General features: G+C 76.6%; 7 protein-coding genes. 1 reads left to right on the forward strand and 6 read right to left on the reverse strand.

What is annotated here, in order from left to right:
• Positions 1 to 96: 96 nt before the first annotated feature.
• From ACFWPT_RS02950 to asnB, 5 genes are read right to left on the reverse strand one after another with little or no spacing between them, the layout of a single operon-like run.
• On the reverse strand, positions 97 to 834 hold the full coding sequence (locus ACFWPT_RS02950) for an aspartyl/asparaginyl beta-hydroxylase domain-containing protein (protein WP_063352428.1): 738 nt from the start codon (positions 832 to 834) through the stop codon (positions 97 to 99).
• A gap of 1 nt (position 835) precedes the next feature.
• Complete coding sequence (locus tag ACFWPT_RS02955; protein WP_380479036.1) at positions 836 to 7,324, reverse strand: amino acid adenylation domain-containing protein; 6,489 nt, start codon at positions 7,322 to 7,324, stop codon at positions 836 to 838.
• Complete coding sequence (locus ACFWPT_RS02960) at positions 7,321 to 9,108, reverse strand: non-ribosomal peptide synthetase (protein WP_380479038.1); 1,788 nt, start codon at positions 9,106 to 9,108, stop codon at positions 7,321 to 7,323. The genes ACFWPT_RS02955 and ACFWPT_RS02960 overlap by 4 nt, the downstream gene beginning before the upstream one ends.
• Positions 9,105 to 9,848 carry an aspartate/glutamate racemase family protein gene (locus tag ACFWPT_RS02965; protein ID WP_380338999.1) on the reverse strand — a complete coding sequence of 248 codons (744 nt, stop codon included), beginning with the start codon at positions 9,846 to 9,848 and terminating at the stop codon, positions 9,105 to 9,107. The genes ACFWPT_RS02960 and ACFWPT_RS02965 overlap by 4 nt, the downstream gene beginning before the upstream one ends.
• Positions 9,845 to 11,728 (reverse strand): asparagine synthase (glutamine-hydrolyzing), encoded by a 1,884-nt coding sequence (asnB, locus tag ACFWPT_RS02970; RefSeq protein WP_380479041.1) that lies wholly within the window; start codon positions 11,726 to 11,728, stop codon positions 9,845 to 9,847. Before asnB ends, ACFWPT_RS02965 begins: the two co-directional genes overlap by 4 nt.
• Before the next feature lie 311 nt (positions 11,729 to 12,039).
• Between asnB and ACFWPT_RS02975 the strand changes: the two genes are divergently transcribed.
• Complete coding sequence (locus ACFWPT_RS02975) at positions 12,040 to 12,873, forward strand: thioesterase II family protein (protein ID WP_380479043.1); 834 nt, start codon at positions 12,040 to 12,042, stop codon at positions 12,871 to 12,873.
• Between the two features lie 74 nt (positions 12,874 to 12,947).
• Here the strand turns inward: ACFWPT_RS02975 and ACFWPT_RS02980 are convergent, their stop codons facing one another.
• On the reverse strand, positions 12,948 to 20,153 hold the full coding sequence (locus ACFWPT_RS02980) for an amino acid adenylation domain-containing protein (RefSeq protein WP_380479045.1): 7,206 nt from the start codon (positions 20,151 to 20,153) through the stop codon (positions 12,948 to 12,950).
• Between the last annotated feature and the right edge of the window lie 212 nt (positions 20,154 to 20,365).

A 20,365-nucleotide genomic window follows, 5' to 3' on the forward strand; every position in this document is an offset into this window, starting at 1 on the left:
CCGCGCGCGGCGGGGCGGGCAGGACCGGGTGCGCGGCCGGGGCTCAGACCGCCATGGGGTTCAGGGCTGCCGTGGGGATCAGGGCCGCCGGGCGGCTCAGACCGCCATGAGGTAGCGCTGGAAACGGGGCATCAGGAACTCCAGGGCCCGGACCTCGACGGGCGTCAGCTCCGGGTGCCAGACGTCCCAGAGCAGGACGGCGCGCTGCTGGGTGCCCTTGTTCCAGGCCTCGTGGATGAAGCTGTCGTCGAAGAGGATCACCTTGCCCTCCTCCCAGCCCCGCTCGTCGTCGCCGACCTTGATGGCGCAGCCGGGCGGGACGATCAGCGGCAGGTGCGCGGTCAGCAGCAGGTTCACGCCGCCGGTGTGCGGGGTGATGTGCACGCCGGGGTTGAGGATGGTGAACATGCCGTCGCGCGGCCCGTGCGGGCTCGCCGAGACGGCGGCGTGGGTCTCGGGGCAGCGCTCCAGGACCTCGTCGCGCCAGCTGCCGTTGCGGTACAGCTGGTAGGTGTCCCAGCCCTGCCAGCCGAGCTCCTTGGTGTACAGGTCCTCGTACGGGGCGAAGCGGGCCTGCTCGGCGCGCAGCTCCAGGAACTCGGCCTTGATCCGGTCGTACGCCTCCTCCAGCCGGGCCACCCAGGGCAGTTCGGCGGTGTCGTGCCAGGGCAGGGCGCTGATCCCGGGGAAGAACAGCCGGGTCGGCTCCTGGTCGTCGTGCAGGTACTCCGGGGCCTGCTCGCCGGTGAGGATGCGCAGGCACTCCTCGACCCGCTCCAGCCCCTCGGTGCCGAGGATGCCGTGCAGCTCCGTCATCACGCCCTGAACGTCCATGTCAGTCCCTCCCTGTCGGTGCGGTCCGGGTCGTCGGCCCGGCCGGTGTGTGCTGGTCGGCGGCCGGGCCCTCGGCCCGGTCCCGGGCCTCGCGGCGGGCCCTGGCGCGGGCCCGGACGGCGCTCTGGCGGCGTTCGCCGCGCGGTTCGGCGGTCTCGGCGGCGGCCCGGCCGTCCGGGGCGGCGCCCTCGGTGAGGCCGGCCGCGAACTCGGCGATGGTGGGCCGGCCGAAGATGTCCACCAGCCGGACCGGCCGCTCCAGGCGGCGGGCCAGCTCCAGTTGGAGCCGGGCGGCCAGCAGCGAGTCGCCGCCGGCCTCGAAGAAGTTGGTGTGCCGGCCGACCGGGCCGCCGCCCAGCAACCGGCGCCAGGCGTCGGCGACGAGCTGCTCGACCCCGGCCAGTGGGGCGGCGTCGGCGGGCCGGGCGGCGGCCCCGGGCAGCGGCAGCCGGGCCCGGTCCCGCTTGTTGGTGCGCGTCCTGGGCAGCGCGTCCAGCAGCATCACGGTGTCCGGCACGACCGCCGCCGGGAGCCGCTCGGCCAGGTGCGCCCGCAGCTCGGCGCCGGTGACCCCGGGCGCCGCGACCGCGTAGCCGACCAGCCTGCGGGCACCGCCCTGGCCGTGCGCGGCGGCGGCCGCCTCGCGGACCCCCGGGTGCAGCTCCAGCAGCGCCTCGATCTCCTCCAGCTCGATCCGGTTGCCGCGGATCTTCAGCTGGCTGCCGATCCGGCCGACGAACGCCAGCTCGCCGTCCGGGAGACGGCGGCCCAGGTCCCCGGTGCGGTACAGCCGACCCCCGGCCTGCCAGGGGTCGGCGACGTACGCCCGGGCGCTCTCCTCGGGCCTGCGGTGGTACGAGCCGGCCAGGAAGTCGCTGCGCAGGTGGATCTCGCCGACCACCCCGACCGGGCAGAGCCGGCCCCGGCGGTCCAGGACCACGGCCTCGCGGCCCGGGATCGGGCTGCCGATCGGCATCCCGGCCGGGAACTCCTCGCCCGGCGCCAGCTCGCGGTGCGTCGCCAGCACGCACTCGGTGGGCCCGTAGAGGTTGTGCAGCCGCGGCCGGTCGGGGCGGTGCGCCCAGGCGGCGGCCAGCGCCACCGGGAGCACCTCGCCGGCCATCAGCACGTGGGCGAGGTCCGGCAGGTGCGAGCCGGTGGCGTCCAGCGCCTCGGTGACCAGCTGGAAGAAGGCCGGGACGGTCTGGATCTGGGTGATCCGCTCGGCCCGCAGCCACCCGGCCACCGCGAGCGGGTCGCGGCGCAGCCCCTGCGGCGGCAGGCAGAGCACCGCGCCCGAGCAGAGCGCGGCGAACACCTCGGTGTACGCGGCGTCGTAGGTGAACGGGGCCCACTGGGCGATCCGGCTGTCCGGCCGGATGCCGAAGTGCTCGCGCTGCCAGTGGGCGAACTGGGCGAGCGCCGCGTGCGGCAGGGCGATGCCCTTGGGCGTGCCGGTGGAGCCGGAGGTGTAGACCAGGCAGAGCGGGTCGCCGGGGCCGGCGGGGGAGGCGGCCGGGGCGGGGCCCGCGGGCTCGTCGGCGGCCGGCACCCGCGGGTCGACGACCTCGACCGGGATGCCGGCGAAGTGCCCGTCACCCTCGCGTAGTTCAGGGTGCAGGGCGAGCGTGCTCTCGGCGGCCAGCAGGCACACCGGTTCGGCGTCGGCCAGCAGCGCGGTCAGGCGGGCGTCCGGGTCGGCCGGGTCGAGCACCGCGAAGGCGGCCCCGGTCTTGGCGACGCCGAGGATCGCGGCGCTCTGCACCGGGCCGGCGGGCAGCAGCACGGAGACGAACCGGCCGGGGGCCGCGCCGCGCTCCAGCAGCCGGGCCGCGATCCGGTCGCTCCAGGCGTCGAGCCGGCGGTAGCCGACCGTCACGCCCTCGGCCCGGATCGCGGGGGCGTCCGGACGGGCCGCGGCCCGGGCCCGGAACAGCTCGGACACCGAGGCGGCGTGCTCGGCGCGCGCCTCGCCCGCGGGGCGGGCCGGGCGCGGGGCGGGCAGCGCGGGGTCGGTGAGCTCGACGGCGTCGAGGGGGGCCTGCGGCGAGGCCAGGGCGGCGCGCAGCAGGGCGTGGAAGTGCCGGGCGAAACGGTCCGCGAACTGCGGGCCGAAGCGGTCCGTGGCGTACTCCAGGGCGCCGGCGATCCGGTCGGCGCGCTCGTCCAGGGCCAGGGTCAGGTCGTACTTGGCCGCCCCGGTGGGGACCTGGCGCAGCACGCCGGCGGCCGCGCCCAGCCGGACGTCGGCCGGCGGCGCGTCCTGGAACACCAGCGAGGCCTGGACCAGGGTCGGCCGGCCCGGCTCGCGGGGCAGGCCGAGGCCGGCCACCAGCCGGTCGAAGGCGACCAGCGGACGGCCGAGGTCGCCCGCCAGCGCCCGCCCGGTGCGGGCGGCGAGTTCGGCGAAGGACGGTGCCCCGGCCAGGTCCACGCGCACCGGCAGGGTGTTGGCCAACGAGCCGACCAGCGACTCCAGTTCGGGCCGGTCGCGGTTGGCGACGGGCACGCCCACCAGGACGTCGTCGCTGCCCGCGTAGCGGCCCAGCAGCGCCGCGTACACGGCGAGCAGCAGGGTGAAGGGCGTGGTGCGCAGCCGGGCGGCGCCCTCGCGCAGCGCGGCCGTCAGCTCCGGGGTGAGTGCCACCGGCAGGGTCTCGCCGGCTCCCGTCGGCCTGGTCCGGGTCGGTGCGTCGGCGGGCAGGTCGAGCACCCCGGGGTGCCCGTCGAGCCGCTTCAGCCAGTACTCCAGGTGCTCCTGACGCAGCGTCAGGCCCGCCTCGTCGGCGCAGTCGGCCGCGTAGCCGGCGAAGTCCAGGTCGAGCGCGGGCGGCGGCTCGGCCAGGCCGAGGCGGGCGGCGTACAGCGCGGCCAGCTCGCGCACGGCCACGCCGATCGACCAGCCGTCGACCGCGAGGTGGTGCGCGGTGCACAGCAGCACCGAGCGCTCGGGGCCGGTGCGCACCAGGGTGAGCCGCAGCGGCGGCTCACCGGCCAGGTCGAAGGGGCGTACGGCCTCCGCCCGGGCCAGCTCGGGCAGCTCCTCGGGCGCCGCGTCCAGGACGGCCAGGGCCGGTGCGGCGGGCGGCGCGAGGACCAGCACCGGGCCGTCCTCGCGCAGCTCGCAGCGGGCGGCGAGCACCGGGTGCCGGGCGGTCAGGTCGGCGAGCGCCCCGGTCAGGGCCGCCTCGTCCACCGGGCCGGTCAGGTCGAGCGCGGCGGGCAGGTGGTAGGCGGGCGAGTCGGGGGCCAGGCGGTGCAGCAGCCACAGCTGGCGCTGCTGGTCGGTCATCGGGACGGCGTCCGGGGCCGGCCCGGCCGTCCGGGCGGCGGGCGCCGGGGCGGCGGGCCGCACCCGCGCCAGGGCGGCCGGGGTGGGGTCGGTGTAGAAGTCGGCGAGCGAGGGCGCGGCGCCGAAGCGGGCCCGGACCCGGCCGAGCAGCCGGGTCGCGGCGATGGAGTTGCCGCCGGCGGCGAAGAAGTCGTCGGTGGTGCCGACCCGCTCGGGCGGCAGGCCCAGGACCTCCGCCCAGAGCGCGACGGCGGCCTGCTCGGCCTCGGTGACGGGCGCGGCCCGCCGGGCGGCGGTGAGCTCCCCGGCGCGCAGCAGCAGCGCCGGACGGTCCACCTTGCCGCTGGTGTTGAGCGGCAGCGCGGGCAGCGGGGCGATCACCCCGGGGACGGCGGCGGCGGGCAGCCGCTCGCGCAGGTGGCGGCGCAGCCGGTCGGGCAGTTCGTCGTCCTCGGTGCGGGCGGTGACGAAGGCGACCAGCCGGGGCCCGGCGGGCTGCCCCCGGTCCACGACCACCGCCGCCTGGCGGACCTCGGGGTGGGCGGCGAGCAGGGACTCCACCTCGCCGACCTCGATGCGGTGGCCGAGGATCTTCACCTGCTGGTCGGCCCGGCCGAGCACGACGATCCGGCCGTCCGGCAGGTGGCGGGCCAGGTCGCCGGTGCGGTAGACGGTGCCGCCGGCCGGGTCGACCGGGTCGGCCACGAAGGCGGCGGCGGTCAGCTCCGGGCGGTTGCGGTACCCGGTGCTCACGCCGGCCCCGCCGATCACCAGCTCGCCGACGGCGCCGCGCGGCACCGGCCGCAGCCGCCGGTCCAGGACGTAGCAGACGGTGCCGGCCACCGGGCGCCCCACCGTGACGCCCTCGCCGGGCAGCACCCGCCCGACGGTGGACCAGATGGTCGTCTCGGTCGGCCCGTACAGGTTCCACAGCTCGGCGCAGCGCGCCAGCAGTCGATCCGCGAGGTCGGCGTCCAGGGCCTCGCCGCCGCACAGCGCCCGCAGCCCGGGCCGGCCCGCCCAGCCGCCGTCCAGCAGCCCGCGCCAGAGCGAGGGGGTGGCCTGCATGACGGTGGCGCCGCTGCGCTCCAGCAGCGCGCCCAGCGCCTCGGCGTCGCGGACGCTCTCGCGCGGGGCGACCACGACCCGGCCGCCGGCCAGCAGCGGGGCGAACAGCTCCAGGACGGAGATGTCGAAGGTGATCGAGGTGACGGCGAGCAGGGTGTCGTCGGCGCGCAGGCCCGGTTCGGCGCGGACCACGCTGTGCAGCAGGTTGGCGACGCAGCCGTGCGGCACCGCCACGCCCTTGGGCAGCCCGGTGGAGCCCGAGGTGTACATCAGGTACGCGAGGTCCTCGGGCCCGGCGCCGGGCAGCGGCTCGCCCGCCCCGGAGTCGGAGGCGTCCAGGCCCTCGTCGAGCAGCGCGGCCGGGTCGGCGGCGGGCAGCCCCTCGGCGGGGTCGCCGATCAGCAGGCGGGCGCCGCTGTCGGCGAGCACGTGCTCGGCCCGCGCGGCGGGCATGGCCTCGTCCAACGGGACCAGCACGGCCCCGGCCCGCCAGATGCCGACGATCAGCGGCACCAGCTGCGCGCCGCGCTCGACGCGCAGGGCCACCCGGTCGCCGGGCGCCACGCCGTGCCGGGCCATCAGCCGGCGGGCGACCCGGTCGGCGGCCGTGTCGGCCGCGGCCCGGCTGAAGGCGTGGCCGGGCGACTCGACGGCCGGCGCGGCGCCGCCCTGCCGGGCGAGTTCGCGCAGCGCCTCGGGCACGGTGGCCCAGGCGCGCTCGGCGTCGGGCGCCCGGTTGAAGTCGACCAGGACGCGCCGGCGCCGCTCTTCGGAGAGCACCGGAAGCTCGGCCAGCGGCCGGTCCGGGTCGGCCGCGGCGGCCTCCAGCAGGCACAGCAGCGAGTCCGCGAAGTCGGCCGCCGTCTCGGGGGCGAGCAGCGCCGTGCGGTACTCCAGCGTCGCGTCCAGCGCGCCCGAGGGGCGCGGGCGCAGGAAGAACGTCAGGTCGTACTTGGCCGTGCCGCTGTGCGAGGGCGCCGGCGTGGTCGCGACGCCGGGCAGCTCCAGGGTGGTGGTGGGGCCGCTGTGGAAGGAGTACATCAGCTGGAACAGCGGCGTGCGCCCGCCCGCGGCGCGGCCCAGCCGCTCCAGGACCAGGTCGAAGGGGGTGTCGCGGTGGCGCAGGTCGGCCTTCAGGTGCTGGCGGGTGCGGGCCAGGGCCTGCCGGAAGCTCGGCTCGCCGCCGAGGTCGCTGCGGTGGGCGACGAGGTTGAGCAGCGGTCCGACGACGCCGGCGAGGGCGGTGCGGCCGCGGGTCGCCACCGGCATGCCGACCACCAGGTCGTCCTGGCCCGTCCAGCGGGCGGCGGTGGCGCAGAAGGCGGTGAGCAGCACGGTGGACAGGCTGGCCAGTTCGCCCCGGCCGAAGGCGCTGAGCCGGGCGGCCAGTTCGGCGGGGACGGTGAAGTGGTGCAGCGCGCCGGCCGCCGGGTCGCCGCCGGGGCCGACGTCGGAAGGCAGGTCGGCGGTGGGCAGTTCGCCGCCCAGCCGGGTCTGCCAGTGGTCGATTCCGGCGGCGTGGCTGGTGTCGCTGTCGTCGCCGCGCTGCCAGGCGGCGAAGTCGCCGAAGTCGGGTCCGCCAGCGGGGAAGGGGTCCGGCGCCTCGCCGCCGAGTTCGGCGGCGTAGCAGGCGGCCAGCGACTCCAGGAAGACGCCGAAGCCCCAGGCGTCGACCACGATGTGGTGGGCGGTGAACAGCAGCAGCGAGCGGCCGCCGCCCAGCAGGAACAGCTGGGTGCGCATCAGCGGGGGCCGGGCCAGGTCGAAGGGCACGGCCACGGCGCGGGCGGTGAGCTCGGCGAGCCGCTCCGCGCGCTCGCCCTCGGGGACGCCGGCCAGGTCGACGGTCTCGACGGCCGGGCGGACCAGGTCGGCGAACAGCTGCCACGGCTCGCCCGCCCCGTCGGCGGCGACGGCGCAGCGCACCACCTCGTGCCGCCGGGCGACGGCGGCCAGCGCCCGTTCCAGGGCGGCCACGTCCAGCGGGCCGCTGACGTGGAAGGCGGCGCTCTCGTTGTGCAGGGCGGTGCCGGGCAGCACCTGCTCGGCCCGCCAGATGGAGCGCTGGGCGTAGGACAGCGGCGCGCGGGCGCGGTCGCCGCGCAGCGGCAGGGAGGTGTCGCGGCTCATCGGCGGCCGCCCTCCGACGAGGCGTCCGCGCGGCCGGCGGCGACGGCCGCGGCCAGCCCGGCGACGGTCGGGTCGCCGACGTACACCCGCAGCGGCACCTCGACGCCGAAGCGGGTGCGCAGCCCGTCCAGCAGGCGGGCGATGCCCAGCGAGTCCCCGCCGAGCAGGGCGAAGTCGTCGTGCCGGCCGACGGCGGGCACGTGCAGCAGCTCGCGCCACAGCTCGGCGATGCCGGCCTCCAGGCCGTCCAGCGGCTGTTCGCCGGTGCGCCCGGCCAGGGCGGCGGCCGGGCTGGGCAGCGCCCGCCGGTCGGCCTTGCCGCTGAGGGTGCGCGGGATCGCGGCGAGCCGCAGGTACAGGGCGGGGCGGGCGGCGGCGGGCAGGCCCTCGGCGGCGTGCGCGCGCAGCTCCTCGTCGGTGGCGCCGTCGGCGACCAGGTAGGCGCAGAGCACCGGTTCGCCGTCGGCCTCCTCGACCAGGGCGGCGCAGACGTCCGCCACCGCGGGGTGGCGGCGCAGCAGGTCCTCGATCTCGCCGAGTTCGACCCGGGCGCCGTTCACCTTGACCTGCTGGTCGCGGCGGCCCAGGACCTCCAGGGTGCCGTCGGCGCCGAGGCGGCCGAGGTCGCCGGTGCGGTACCGGTCCGGTGCGACGAAGCCGCCGGCCGCGTCGCCCAGGTAGCCGCGCAGCGGGAACGGGGTGCGGATCTCGATCTCGCCGATCGCGTCCACCACCGGGCGCCCGCCGAACAGCACCCCGATCTCGACGCCGGGCATCGGCCGGCCGGCCGGGACGGTCTCGGCCTCGGCGTCCTCGGCGGTGAGCCGGCGGAAGACCTTGGTCATGGTGGTCTCGGACGGCCCGTAGAGGTTGACCAGCTCCTTGTCGCCCCCGAACAGGGCCCGCCACCAGGCGATGTCGGCGGGGCGGACCGGCTCCCCGGCCATCAGCACGCTGCGCAGCCGCGGCAGGGAGTCGGCGGCCAGCCCGGCGGCGCGCAGGGTGCGGAAGACGGTGGGCACGCAGTGCAGCAGGTCGACCTGCTGCTCGGTCAGCCAGCGGGCCAGGGCCGCGCCGACGGGGATGGCGCCGGGCGCCGGGAGCACGGCGGTGCCGCCGGCGCACAGCGGGACGAGGGCGTCGCGCAGGAAGGCGTCGAAGCCGGGGGAGGTGAGCATGGAGATCCGGGTGCCCGGGGCGATGCCGAACTCGGCGATCTCCCAGTCCAGGAAGTGCGCGACGGCCTCGAAGCTGCCCCGGATGCCCTTGGGGCGGCCGGTGGTGCCCGAGGTGAAGTAGACGTAGCCGGCGTCGGGGCCGCTGATGCCGGTCCAGTCGTCGGCGGCCCAGGGCAGCGGGGTGATCGACTCGGCGGTGAGCAGTGGCAGTTCGCCCTGTCCGGCGACGGCCAGGTGCTGCCCGCCGGTGGTCGGGCCGTGTCCGGCGGCGGCCAGCGCGGAGCGGCCGGCGGCGTCGGCGAGCACGGTGCCCGGCCGGAGGTCCTCCAGCAGGGCCGTCCAGCGGGCGACGGGCTGGCGGGTGTCCACCGGGGCGAACGGGCGGCCGGTGGCGGCGCAGGCGAGGATCGCCGCGACCACCGGGACGGGGTCCGCGCAGGCGACCAGGACGGGGCCGGTGCCGGTGGCGAGGCGGTCGCGCAGGCCGGCGGCCAGTTTGGCCAGCTCCTGGTGGCTCCAGACCCGCTCGGCGGTGGCGAGGGCGGGGGCGGCGGCTCGGCGCTCGACCTGGTCGGCCCAGCGGTCGAGGATGCTCGTGTGGCTCACAACTCTCCGTTCATGATCCGGTGGGCCACGACCGTCAGCGGGTCGAGGGAGGGCAGGGCCTCGCTCAGACCGGCGTCCTCGATCGCCCTGGTGACCAGGTGCAGCTCGGTGCAGGCGGCGACGAAGGACCGCACGCCGTAGCGGGGCAGGGTCTCGCGCAGGAAGTCGATGGTGCGGGCCGGGTCCTCGCCGCGCTTGAGGCGGTGGATCTCCCGGTGCAGCGCCTCCTGGTCCGGCGGGCGCAGGGCCACCAGCTGCCGGGCGGCCCGGGCCCCGGCGGCGCCGGAGGTGAGGATGCCGGCCCGGGCGGTGCCGGAGGAGCAGAGCAGCAGGTGCGGTTCGCCGGCCGCGGCCAGTTCCTCGTGCACCACGTCGACCAGTGAGACGCAGCGCGCCGCGAGGTCGGCCGGCAGGTCGCCGAGCACGTGGTGGGCGGTGATGCAGGCGACCACCACGCGTTCCGCGCCGGCGGCCAGCAGGCCGCGCAGCGAGGACTCCACGGCGCGGCGCAGCTCGTCGAGTTCGCCGCTGCCGATGGCCTCGGTGCGGTCCACCACGGCCGGGTCGGACCAGAGCAGCACCCGCGGGGTGTCCTGTTCGGGGTGGAGCCGGCAGGCCCGGTAGACGGTGCGCAGCAGTTCGACGGAGGCCAGCGGCCCCATGCCGCCGACCACCCCGACCAGCGGGTGGCGCGGGCGGGTGCCGGGGCCGGCGATCGGCCCGGCGGCTGTGGCGGTCATCCCAGGCACGGCAGATCGAACTCCTCGACGAAGAGGGCGAAGGTCGCGACGAGCATCAGGTAGTCGGTGTCCAGGTGGGCGTGCACCTGCTGGCCGTCGCCTCGCTGACGCCGCGTCAGGGCGGCGATGGTGTCCGGGTTGAAGTAGCCCTGGCGGCGGACGGTCGCGGGGGAGACCAGCTCCTCGAACCAGTCGGCGCCGGTGCTCAGCAGGTGGCTGCTGGTCTGGCCGCGGAAGCCGTACTTCTGCCGGCTGAGCACCTCGCCGGGCACCAGGCCCTCGGCCGCCCGGCGCAGCACGGCCTTCTCCCGGCCGTGGGCGAGCATCAACTCCGGTGGCAGCGTGGTGGCGTGGTCGACCACCGCGTTCGCCAGGAAGGGGAAGCGCAGCTCGACGCCGTTGGCCAGGGCCATCCGGTCGCCGTGGTCGCCGAGCAGGTGGTCGGCGAGCCGCAGGTGGTAGTCGAGGTAGGAGCGCTGGTGCAGCGGGTGGCGCCCGGCCAGCCGCTCGGGGTCGACGAGGCGCTGGTTGGTGACGGAGAACTCGTCCAGCCCGTGGGCCAGGTCCTCGGCGTACAGCTCGCGGCGGAACTCCTGGGCGGGCAGCTGGTCCTGCTCGTAGCCGAGGTCGACGCCCCACATCCGTTCGCGGATCTCGCGTTCCAGCCGGGCGTCCAGGCCGGTGAGCCGGCTGCCGCCGAGCCCGGTGGCGTCGAAGCGGTAGCCGGGGTAGCCGCCGAACAGCTCGTCGGCGCCCTCGCCGCTGAGCGCGCCGACCGTCCCGGCGGCGCGGACGGCCTCGGACAGCGCCAGCGAGCAGACGTTGTACGACTCGCGCACGGGTGCCTCGGCGTGGCGCACCATCGCGGTGATCCGCCCGGCCACCTCGTGCTCGCCGACCGGGACTTCGTGGTGCTCGGTGCCCAGCTTGGCGGCGACCAGCCGCTGGTGCGGGCCCTCGTCGAAGTCGCGGCCGGGGAAGGTGACGGAGAAGCTGGGCCAGGCGTGGCCGGGCCGGGCCCGGGCCATCAGGGCGCCGATCAGGCTGGAGTCGAGGCCGCCGCTGAGGTACATGCCGATCGGCACGTCGGCGAGCAGCCGGCTGCGCACGGCCTCGTCGAGCAGGTCGGCGGTGCGGTGGGCGTACCGGTCCAGCTCCCGGTCCAGGGCCTCGGGGGCCACCGGGTCGAGGTCGGCGGCGAGCGGGAAGTCGAGGTCCCAGTACCGTTCGGTGCGCACGCCGGAGCGGTCGGCGATCAGCCGCTCGCCGGGGCGCAGGGCGCTGATGCCCTCGAACATGGTGCGCGGGCTGACCAGTCCGGGCAGCGTCAGCACCTGGTCGAGGCCGCGCAGGTCGACCCGGGCGCTGACGGCGGGGTGGCGCAGGATCGCCTTGATCTCGGAGGCGAAGATCAGCTGGCCGTCGGCGACGGTGTAGAAGAGCGGGACGATGCCGGCCCGGTCGCGGGCGAGCAGCAGCCGCTGCGCGGCGGCGTCGTGCAGCGCGAAGCCGAACTGGCCGTCCAGGTGGGCCGTCAGGTCCTCGCCGTACTCGCGGTACAGGTGGACCAGCACCTCGGTGTCGTTCTCGGTGCGGAACCGGTGGCCGCGGCGGCTCAGCGCGGTGCGCAGCTCGCGGTGGTTGTAGATCTCGCCGTTGCAGACCGAGACCAGGGTGCCGTCCTCGGTGCGGTGCGGCTGGTTGCCGCCGGCGAGGTCGTTCAGGGCCAGCCGGCGAAAGCCCAGGCACAGGCCGTCCGTGGCGTAGTGGCCGTCGTCGTCGGGGCCGCGGTGCACCAGGCGCGCCGTCATCTCCCGGACCACGGCGGCATCGGCCGGGCGACCGCCGCCCAGGACGAATACGCCGGTTATTCCGCACATTCTGTCCGCCCTCTCCCGTCGTGCGTTCGGAACTCGTCGTCGGAACTCGCCGATCGAAATACTCTGGAAATATCCGAAAGAAACCCGGACGAGGAGCACCGTAACAGAGCTCGGTGTTCCGGGAAAGACTCAAGATCCTTATGCGCCAACCGACTATTTCAGGGCACAACTGAGCTGCAGCATCGCCTGGTTGGATCTGCCCAGGGCATGCCGGAATACGGGCTGGACCAACCCGTGAATTACCGCATAAAGTCGTGCGGGAGGCCTGTTCAGGCTTCGCGTAATTGACTGGGAAAGAAAAAGGAGCAGCGATGACCGGTTCGTCCGCCGTACAGCACGACGAGGTGGCCCGATGGACGCCGTGGCACCGGGGCGCCGCGCCGAACGGGCGGTCCGGGCCCGTACGCGTCTACTGCCTGCCGCACGCCGGCGGCTCCGCGAGCGCCTACCTGCCGTGGGCCCGGTCCGGCGAGCAGCCGGGCCTGACGATCGTTCCGGTGGAACTGGCGGGCCGGGGCACCCGCCTCGCCGAGCAGCCGTCGGCCGTCATGGACGAGGTCGTCGACGGCCTGCTCGCCCTGCTGGCGAGCCGCCCGGCGGACGAACCGTTCATCCTCTTCGGCCACAGCATGGGCGCCCGGATCGCCTACGAGACGACCCGCCGGCTCGCCGCCGAGGCGCGGCCGCTGCCGCTGTCCCTCGTGGTCTCCGGCGGCCGGGCCCCCGGCACCCCGGACGTCACCCGGCTGCACGGACTCACCGACGACGAGCTCCTGGAGCGCATCGTCGGCCTCGGCGGGACCCCGGCCGAGGTGCTGGAGTTCGCCGACCTGATGCAGATGATCCTGCCGGTGCTCCGGGCCGACGTCACCCTGCTGGGCGAGTACAACGACCGGATCCGGCCGACCGTGCTGCCCTGCCCGGTGCTGGCGCTCGGCGGCGCCGACGACCTGATGGCCGGACCGGAGTGGATCACCGGCTGGCGGGCCACCACGGCGGCCGGCTTCCGCCACCGCATCCTGCCGGGCGACCACTTCTTCCTGCACCAGCAGCGGGCCGAGGTGCTCGCGGAGCTCGCGGCGCAGGCCCGGGCGTGCCTGGACACCGCGGACGGCCCCCAGGAGGGCCGGGCGCCGGGCGCCTGACCCCGGCCGCCCGGTTCCGTACGACGGGGCCGGGCGGCGGGTGGCGGTCCGTCCGGAACGCTCCGGACGGACCGTCATCGCCGGCCCTCGTCGGCCCGTCGCAGGACGGCGGCGACGACCCGGGCGATCTCGTCGATCGGCCCGGCGTCGGCGAGGTCCAGGTGCCGGGCGGCGAGCGGGTGGTTGGCCACCGGCCCGGTGGCGTGGGCCGACCAGACGGCCACCGTGTCCTGCGGCCGGTGGTCGCCGGTCGCGGTGAAGGTGGTCAGCGGCGCGTCCAGCACCCCCGGCGTCCACGCCGCCATCAGAGCGGCGTGGTAGCGGCAGGAGTCGAGGAACACCGCCAGCTCGTCCTCGTCGCGCGGCGCGGCCTCGCGCAGCGCCACGGCCAGCCGGTCGAGCAGCTCCGAGGGCTTGGGCCGCCACTGCTGCGCCAGGACGGCCGCCACCTCGGCGGCGGGCGCGCCCGTCGCCGTCAGCAGCTCGGCCAGCACGGCGGTGTCGGTGACCTCCCCGGCGTCCGGCGGCGCCGGGTGGCTGTCCAGCAGCGCGACCAGGTCGACCTGCTCGCCCTCCTCGCGCAGCAGCACGCCGATCTGGTGCGCGACCAGCCCGCCGAAGGACCAGCCGAGCACCCGGTAGGGGCCGTGCGGCTGGACGGCGCGCATCCGCGCCAGGTACTCCCGCGCCAGGCCGTCCACGTCGGCCGGCCGCTCCCCGCCGCCGACCGGGCCGATGCCCTGGAAGGCGTGGACCGGCTGGTCCGGGTCGAGCCCGCGCAGCAGGCCGATGAAGCCGAGGCCGTCGCCCGTCACCGGGTGGACGCAGAACAGCGGCGCCCGGTCGCCCGTGGCCCGCAGGGCCAGGAGCGGTTCGAAGGGGGCGTCGGCGCGCCCGGGCCGCGGCCCGGTCAGCCGCTGCGCCAGCGCGGCCGGGGTCGGGGCCTCGAACAGCGCCTTCACGGGCAGGTCGACGCCGAACTCCGCGTGGATGCGCTCGACCAGCCGGATCAGCAGCAGCGAGTGGCCGCCGAGCAGGAAGAAGTCGTCCTCCGGGCCGACCGCGGGCACGCCCAGCAGCTCGGCGAAGACCGCGACCAGCGTGCGTTCGGCCGGCGTGCGCGGCTCCCGGGCCCGGCTCTCGACGTGGGTCTGCGGTTCGGGCAGCGCCCGGCGGTCCAGCTTGCCGTTGGCCGTCACCGGCAGCGCGCCGAGCAGCACGTAGGCGGTGGGCACCATGTGGTCGGGCAGGTGGCCGCGCAGGTGGGCGCGCAGCGCGGCGGCCGTGGGCGGCTGCGCGGCGCCGTCCGGCACCACGTACGCGACCAGCCGGGCGGTGCCGGTCCGGTCCTCGCGCACGGTGACGGCGCAGGCCGTGACCGCAGGGTGCTCGCCGAGCCGGGTCTCGATCTCGCCGAGCTCGATGCGGTGGCCGCGCAGCTTCACCTGGCTGTCCACCCGGCCCAGGTACTCCACCACGCCGTCGGGGCGGTGGCGGGCCAGGTCGCCCGTGCGGTACATCCGGGTGCCCGGCGCGCCGTGCGGGTCCGCGACGAAGCGCTCGGCGGTGAGCGCCGAGCGGCCGAGGTAGCCGTACGCGAGCTGCTCGCCGGTCAGGTAGAGCTCGCCCGGCACGCCCGGCGGGACGGGGTTGAGGGCGGTGTCCAGCACGTAGCCGCCGGAGTTCCAGACCGGCCGCCCGATCGGCACCGGGTGCGCCTGCTCGTCCGCCGGGCCGCACTTCCAGGCCGTCACCTCCACGGCGGCCTCGGTGGGCCCGTAGAGGTTGTCCAGCCGGACGCCCGGGAGCACCTGCCGGAACCGGCGCACGGTGGCCGCGGGCAGCGCCTCGCCGCTGGCCACCACCAGGCGCAGCCCGGTGCACTCGGCGGCTCGCGGGTGCTGGAGGAAGACGTCCAGCATGGACGGCACGAACTGGGCGACGCTCACGCCCTCGCGCTGGATCAGCTCCGCCAGGTAGGCCGGGTCGCGGTGCCCGTCGGGCTTCGCCAGCACCAGGGTGGCGCCGGTGATCAGCGGCCAGAAGAACTCCCACAGCGAGATGTCGAAGCTGGCCGAGGTCTTCTGCAGCACGCCGTCCCGGGCGCCGAGCCGGTACTCCTCCTGGCCCCAGCGCAGCCGGTTGGCGATGGCGTGGTGCGGGACGAGCACGCCCTTCGGCCGCCCGGTCGAGCCCGAGGTGTAGATCACGTAGGCCGGGTCCCCGGGGCCGGGGGCGGTCAGCGCGACGCCCTCGGGCGCCGGCAGGTCCTGCGGCGACAGGCAGGGCACGCCCTCGGCGGGGCGCAGCGCGGCGGCCTGCTCCGGGGCGGCGATCACCGCGGCCGGGCGGGCGTCCGCCAGCATGTACGCGAGCCGGTCGGCCGGGTAGTCCGGGTCCAGCGGCAGGTAGGCGCCGCCGGCGCGGTGGACGGCGCACAGCGCCACCACGAGCTCCACCGAGCGGGGCACGGCCACCGCGACCCGGCTGCCCGGGCGGACACCGACCGCGGCGAGCCGGCGGGCCAGCGCGTCGATCCGGCGGTCCAGCTCGGCCGGGCCGAGCGCCCGGCCCTCGAACACCAGGGCGGGGGTGTCGGACGGCGCGGCGAGCCCTGCCGACACGAGGGCGGCCAGCGTGGTCGGGGCCAGCTCCCGCCGCTCGCCGGCGGAGCGCTCCAGCAGCCGCGGCCGCTCGCCCTCGGCGGACAGTTCGAGCCGGGAGATCGGCCGCTCGGGATCGGCCGCGGCCGCGCCGAGCAGCCGCGTCAGATAACCGGCGATCGCCTCGACCGTGGCCCGGTCGAACAGGTCGGCGCGGTACTCGACGGCGCCGGTCAGCTCGTCGTCCGGGCCGGCGGGCGTGCCCAGGGTGACGGTGAGGTCGAACTTGGCCGGCGCCGGGCCGGCGGTGACCAGCTCGCTGTCGAGGCCGGGGATCTCCACGGCGGCGCCCGCCTGCTCCATCACCAGGGCGACCTGGAAGAGCGGGTGGCGGCCGGGGGAACGCTCCGGGTTGACCAGCTCGACGATCCGCTCGAACGGCAGGTCCTGGTGGGCGTAGGCGGCGAGGTCGGCGTCCTTGACGCGGCGCAGCAGCTCCCGGAAGCCCGGGTCCCCGTCGGTGTCGGTGCGCAGCACCAGCGTGTTGACGAAGAAGCCGACCAGGTCGTCCAGGGCCTCGTCGGTGCGCCCGGCGATCGGGGTGCCGATCGGCAGGTCGGTGCCGGCGCCGAGGCGGGTGAGCAGCGCCGCCAGACCGGCCTGGACGGCCATGAAGAGGCTGGCGCCGTCGGCCCGGGCGAGCTCCGCCAGGGCGCGGTGGTCCGCGCCGCTCAGCCGCAGCGGCACCCGGCCGGCCTGCTGGCCGGTCTCGGCGGTGCGCCGCCGGTCCACCGGCAGCGCGATCTCCTCGGGCAGGCCGGCCAGCGCCCCGCTCCAGTACTGCCACTGCCGGGCGGCGGTGCTGCCCGGGTCCTCGTCGTCCCCGAGCAGCGCGAGCTGCCACTGGGTGTAGTCGGCGTACTGGACGGGCAGGGCGCTCCACTCGGGGGCCCGGCCGGCCGTGCGGGCCTGGTAGGCGGCGCCCAGGTCGCGGGCGAGCGGGCCCATCGACCAGCCGTCGCAGGCGATGTGGTGGACCGTCAGCAGCAGGACGTGCCGCTCGGGGGCGAGGGCGAAGAGGTGGGCGCGCAGCGGCGGCTCCGACGCGAGGTCGAAGGGCTGGGCGGCGGCGGTGCGCAGGGCCTCGGCCAGGCCCTCCTCGGTCACCGTGGCGGTGCCGGACTGCCCCAGCAGCGGCGGGAGTTGCTCCGGGGCGAGGATCCGCTGGCGGGGGGCCGCGTCCTCGCCGCGGGAGAGCGGGAAGACGGTGCGCAGGGCCTCGTGGCGCACGGCGCAGTCGTGCAGCGCGGCGGCGAGGGCGTCCCGGTCCAGGGCGCCGGTCAGGCGCAGGGCCAGCGGGATGTGGTACGCGTCGCTGTGCGGGTCCAGCTGCTGGAGGAACCAGAGCCGGCGCTGGGCGTGCGAGAGCGGGATCCGCTCGGGGCGGGCGGCGGCGGCCAGCGCCGGGCGACATCGCCCGGCGTCCACCGCGCGGGCGAGCCCGGCGGCCGTCGGGCTCTCGAAGACCGCCCGGATGGGCAGTTCGGCTCCCAGGGCGGTGCGCACCCGGCTGACCAGCCGGGTGGCGAGCAGGGAGTGGCCGCCGAGCGCGAAGAAGTCGTCGTCGGGGCCGACCTCGGCCACGCCGAGGACCTCGGCGAGCAGCGCGCACAGCGCGGCCTCGCGGGCGTCCCGGGGGGCCCGGGAGCGGCCGGTGGCGGCCCGCAGCTCGGGCTCGGGCAGAGCGGAACCGTCCAGCTTCCCACTGGAGTTGAGCGGGAGCCGGGCCAGCACGGCGTAGGCGGCCGGGATCATGTAGTCGGGCAGCTGCCCGGCCAGCAGCTCGCGCACCTCGGCGAGGTCGGGGGCGTTCCCGTCCTCGGTCACCAGGTAGGCGGCGAGGTGGCGCTCCTCGGCGCCGGCGCCCCGGGCCAGGACGGCGGCCTGCACGATCGCGGGGTGGCGCAGCAGCACCGCCTCGATCTCGCCGGGCTCGATCCGGAAACCGCGGATCTTGATCTGCCCGTCGGCCCGGCCGAGGTACTCCACCTGGCCGTCGCGGCGCATCCGGGCGAGGTCGCCGGTGCGGTACATCCGGGCGCCGGGCGGGCCGTACGGGTCGGCGACGAAGCGCTCGGCGGTGAGCGCGGGGCGGCGCAGGTAGCCGCGGGCCAGGTGCGGCCCGGACAGGTAGAGCTCGCCGGGCACGCCGAGCGGGACGGGGCGCAGCAGGTCGTCCAGCAGGTACGCCCGGGTGTTGTCGAGCGGGCGGCCGATGACGGGGGTGCGGCTGTCCGCCAGGGAGCAGGCGAGCGCGTCGACGGTGCACTCGGTCGGGCCGTAGTAGTTGAACACCGCCACGTCCGGCAGGGCGGAGAGTTCGCTCCACAGCGCCGGCCCGACGGCCTCGCCGCCCAGCATCAGCACGGCCGGGCGGTGGTGGCCCTCGGCGAAGAGGCCGGCGGCGGTGAGCGCCGGGACGTACGTCGGGGTGAGGTCCAGGAAGTCGAGGCGCTCCCGGCGGACGTAGCCGACCAGGGCCTGCGGGTCGAGCCGGACCTCGTCGCTCAGCAGGTGCAGCGGGTGGCCCTCCAGCAGCCAGAACAGCGGCTCCCAGGCGGTGTCGAAGGTGATCGAGGCGACCAGGCCCAGTTGGAGGCGCCGGCCCTGCGGGCCGCCGGACGGGCGGACCATGCGGGTGCGGTGGTGGTGCATCAGGCTGCTGAGGCCGCCGTGCGGGATCACCACGCCCTTGGGCACCCCGGTCGAGCCGGAGGTGTGGATGACGTAGGCCGGGTCGTCCGGGCCGGTGGGGCCGGTGCGGTCGGCGTCCGTCAGGTTCCCGCCGGGGTGGGCGGCGACGGCGGCCCGCGCCCCGGGCTCGTCCAGCACCAGGACGGGCGCGCCGTCCGGCAGCCGGCCGGCGTCGGCGGCCGTGGCGAGCACGCAGACCGGGGCGGCGTCGGCGAGGATGCCGGCCAGCCGCTCGCGCGGCATGGCGGGGCTGACCGGTATGTAGGCGGCGCCCGACTTGAGGACGGCGAGCAGCGCGATCAGCAGGTCGGTGGTGCGCGGCAGCGCCAGGACGACGTAGCGCTCGGGGCCGGCCCCGCGCCGCACGAGCTCCCGGGCGAGCCGGTTGGCCCGCTCGTTGACCTCGGCGAAGGTGAACCGGCCGTCCTCGGCGACGAGGGCCGTGACCTCGCCCTCCAGGGCGGCGCGCTCCTCGAAGGCGCCGTGGTACGTCACCGCGGGGGTCGGCAGGGTGGGCAGGGCGGGCCCGTGGGCGCGCTCGAACAGGTCGAGCCGCTCCTCGGCGCCGAGCAGGTCGTACCCGCCGATCCGCTGGTCCGGGTCGGCGGCGGCCGCGGCGAGCAGCCGGCCGAGCCGGGCGGTCAGGGCCTCGGCACCCTCGCGGGTGAACAGGTCGGTGCTGTACTCGACGAAGCAGCCGAGCCCGGCCGGGGCGCCGTCGGCGTCGTGCACCTCGCGCATGTTGAAGGACAGGTCGAACTTGGCACCGCCCGGGCCCGCCTCGGCGATCTCGGTCTCGATGCCGGGCAGCGCGAGGGAGGCCTCGGGGGTGTTCTGGAAGGCCAGCATCACCTGGAACAGCGGGTGCCAGCCCAGCGAGCGGTGCGGGTTGAGCGCGGTGATCAGCCGCTCGAACGGGAACTCCTGGTGGGCGAAGCCCTGGAGGTCGGTGCGGCGCACCCGCTTGAGCAGCTCGCGGAAGGTCGGGTCACCGGAGGTGTCCAGGCGCAGGACCAGCGGGTTGACGAAGTAGCCGACCACGTCGTCGTAGCGCTCGTCGGTGCGGCCCGCGATCGGGCTGGCGATCGGGATGTCCGTACCGGCCCCCGACCGGGTCAGCACCGTCGCCAGCGCCGCCTGGAGCACCATGAACATGCTGACCCGGCAGGAGCGGGACAGCGCCAGCAGCTCGCGGTGCAGCTCGGCCGGGAGGTCCCACGGGAAGTACTCGCCCCGGTGCGACATCACGGCCGGGCGGGGGTGGTCGGTGGGCAGCTCCAGGAAGTCCGGCAGGCCCGCCAACGCCTGGCGCCAGTAGGCGAGTTGGCGCCCGCCCTGGCCCTGCGGGTCGTCCAGGTCGCCGAGGTTCGCGTGCTGGCGCACGGCGTACTCGGCGTACGTGCCGGGCAGCGGGGACCAGACGGGCGCCCGGCCCTGGCTGCGGGCCAGGTAGGCGGTGCTCAGGTCGCGGGCCAGCGGGGCCAGCGACCAGCCGTCGCCGGCGATGTGGTGCAGCACCATCAGCACCACGTGCTGCTGCGGGCCGAGCACGAACAGGTGCACCCGCAGCGGGGCCTCGGCCTCCAGGTCGAAGACGTGCCCGGCCCCGGCCTCGATCAGGGCGGGCAGCTCCTCCTCGGTGACGGGCACCACGGTGAGGACCGGCGCCAGCTCGGCCATCGCCAGCACCTGCTGGCGCGGCACGCCGTCGCGCTCGGGGAAGACGGTGCGCAGGGCCGCGTGCCGCTCCACCACGTCGGCCAGGGCGGACCGCAGCGCCTCGTGGTCGACCGGGCCGGTCAGCCGCAGCGCCACCGGGACGTTGTACGAGGCGTCGCCGCCTTGGAGGCGGTCGTTGAACCAGAGCGCCAACTGTGCGTACGACAGCGGTGTCTCCGCGGGCAGGCTGTGTTCGCCCAGCACGGGGCATCCCTCCAGGTGGAACCGCCCCGCCGGCCGGGTGGGTCGGGCGGGCCGGACGGTGGTTTCCGGTGGCTCTTGGCCGTTGTGGGCCCCGGCCGTGGTGAGTCGCGGGGCGTCGTGGGCCCCGGGGCCGTCGGGGCCGCGGCCGTGGTGAGTTCAGGCCGTTGTGAGCCCCGCTGTGGTGATGTGCGGGCCGCGGTGATTCGCGGGCC

It is taken from the genome of Kitasatospora sp. NPDC058478, from assembly GCF_042720345.1.
Lineage (GTDB): Bacteria > Actinomycetota > Actinomycetes > Streptomycetales > Streptomycetaceae > Kitasatospora.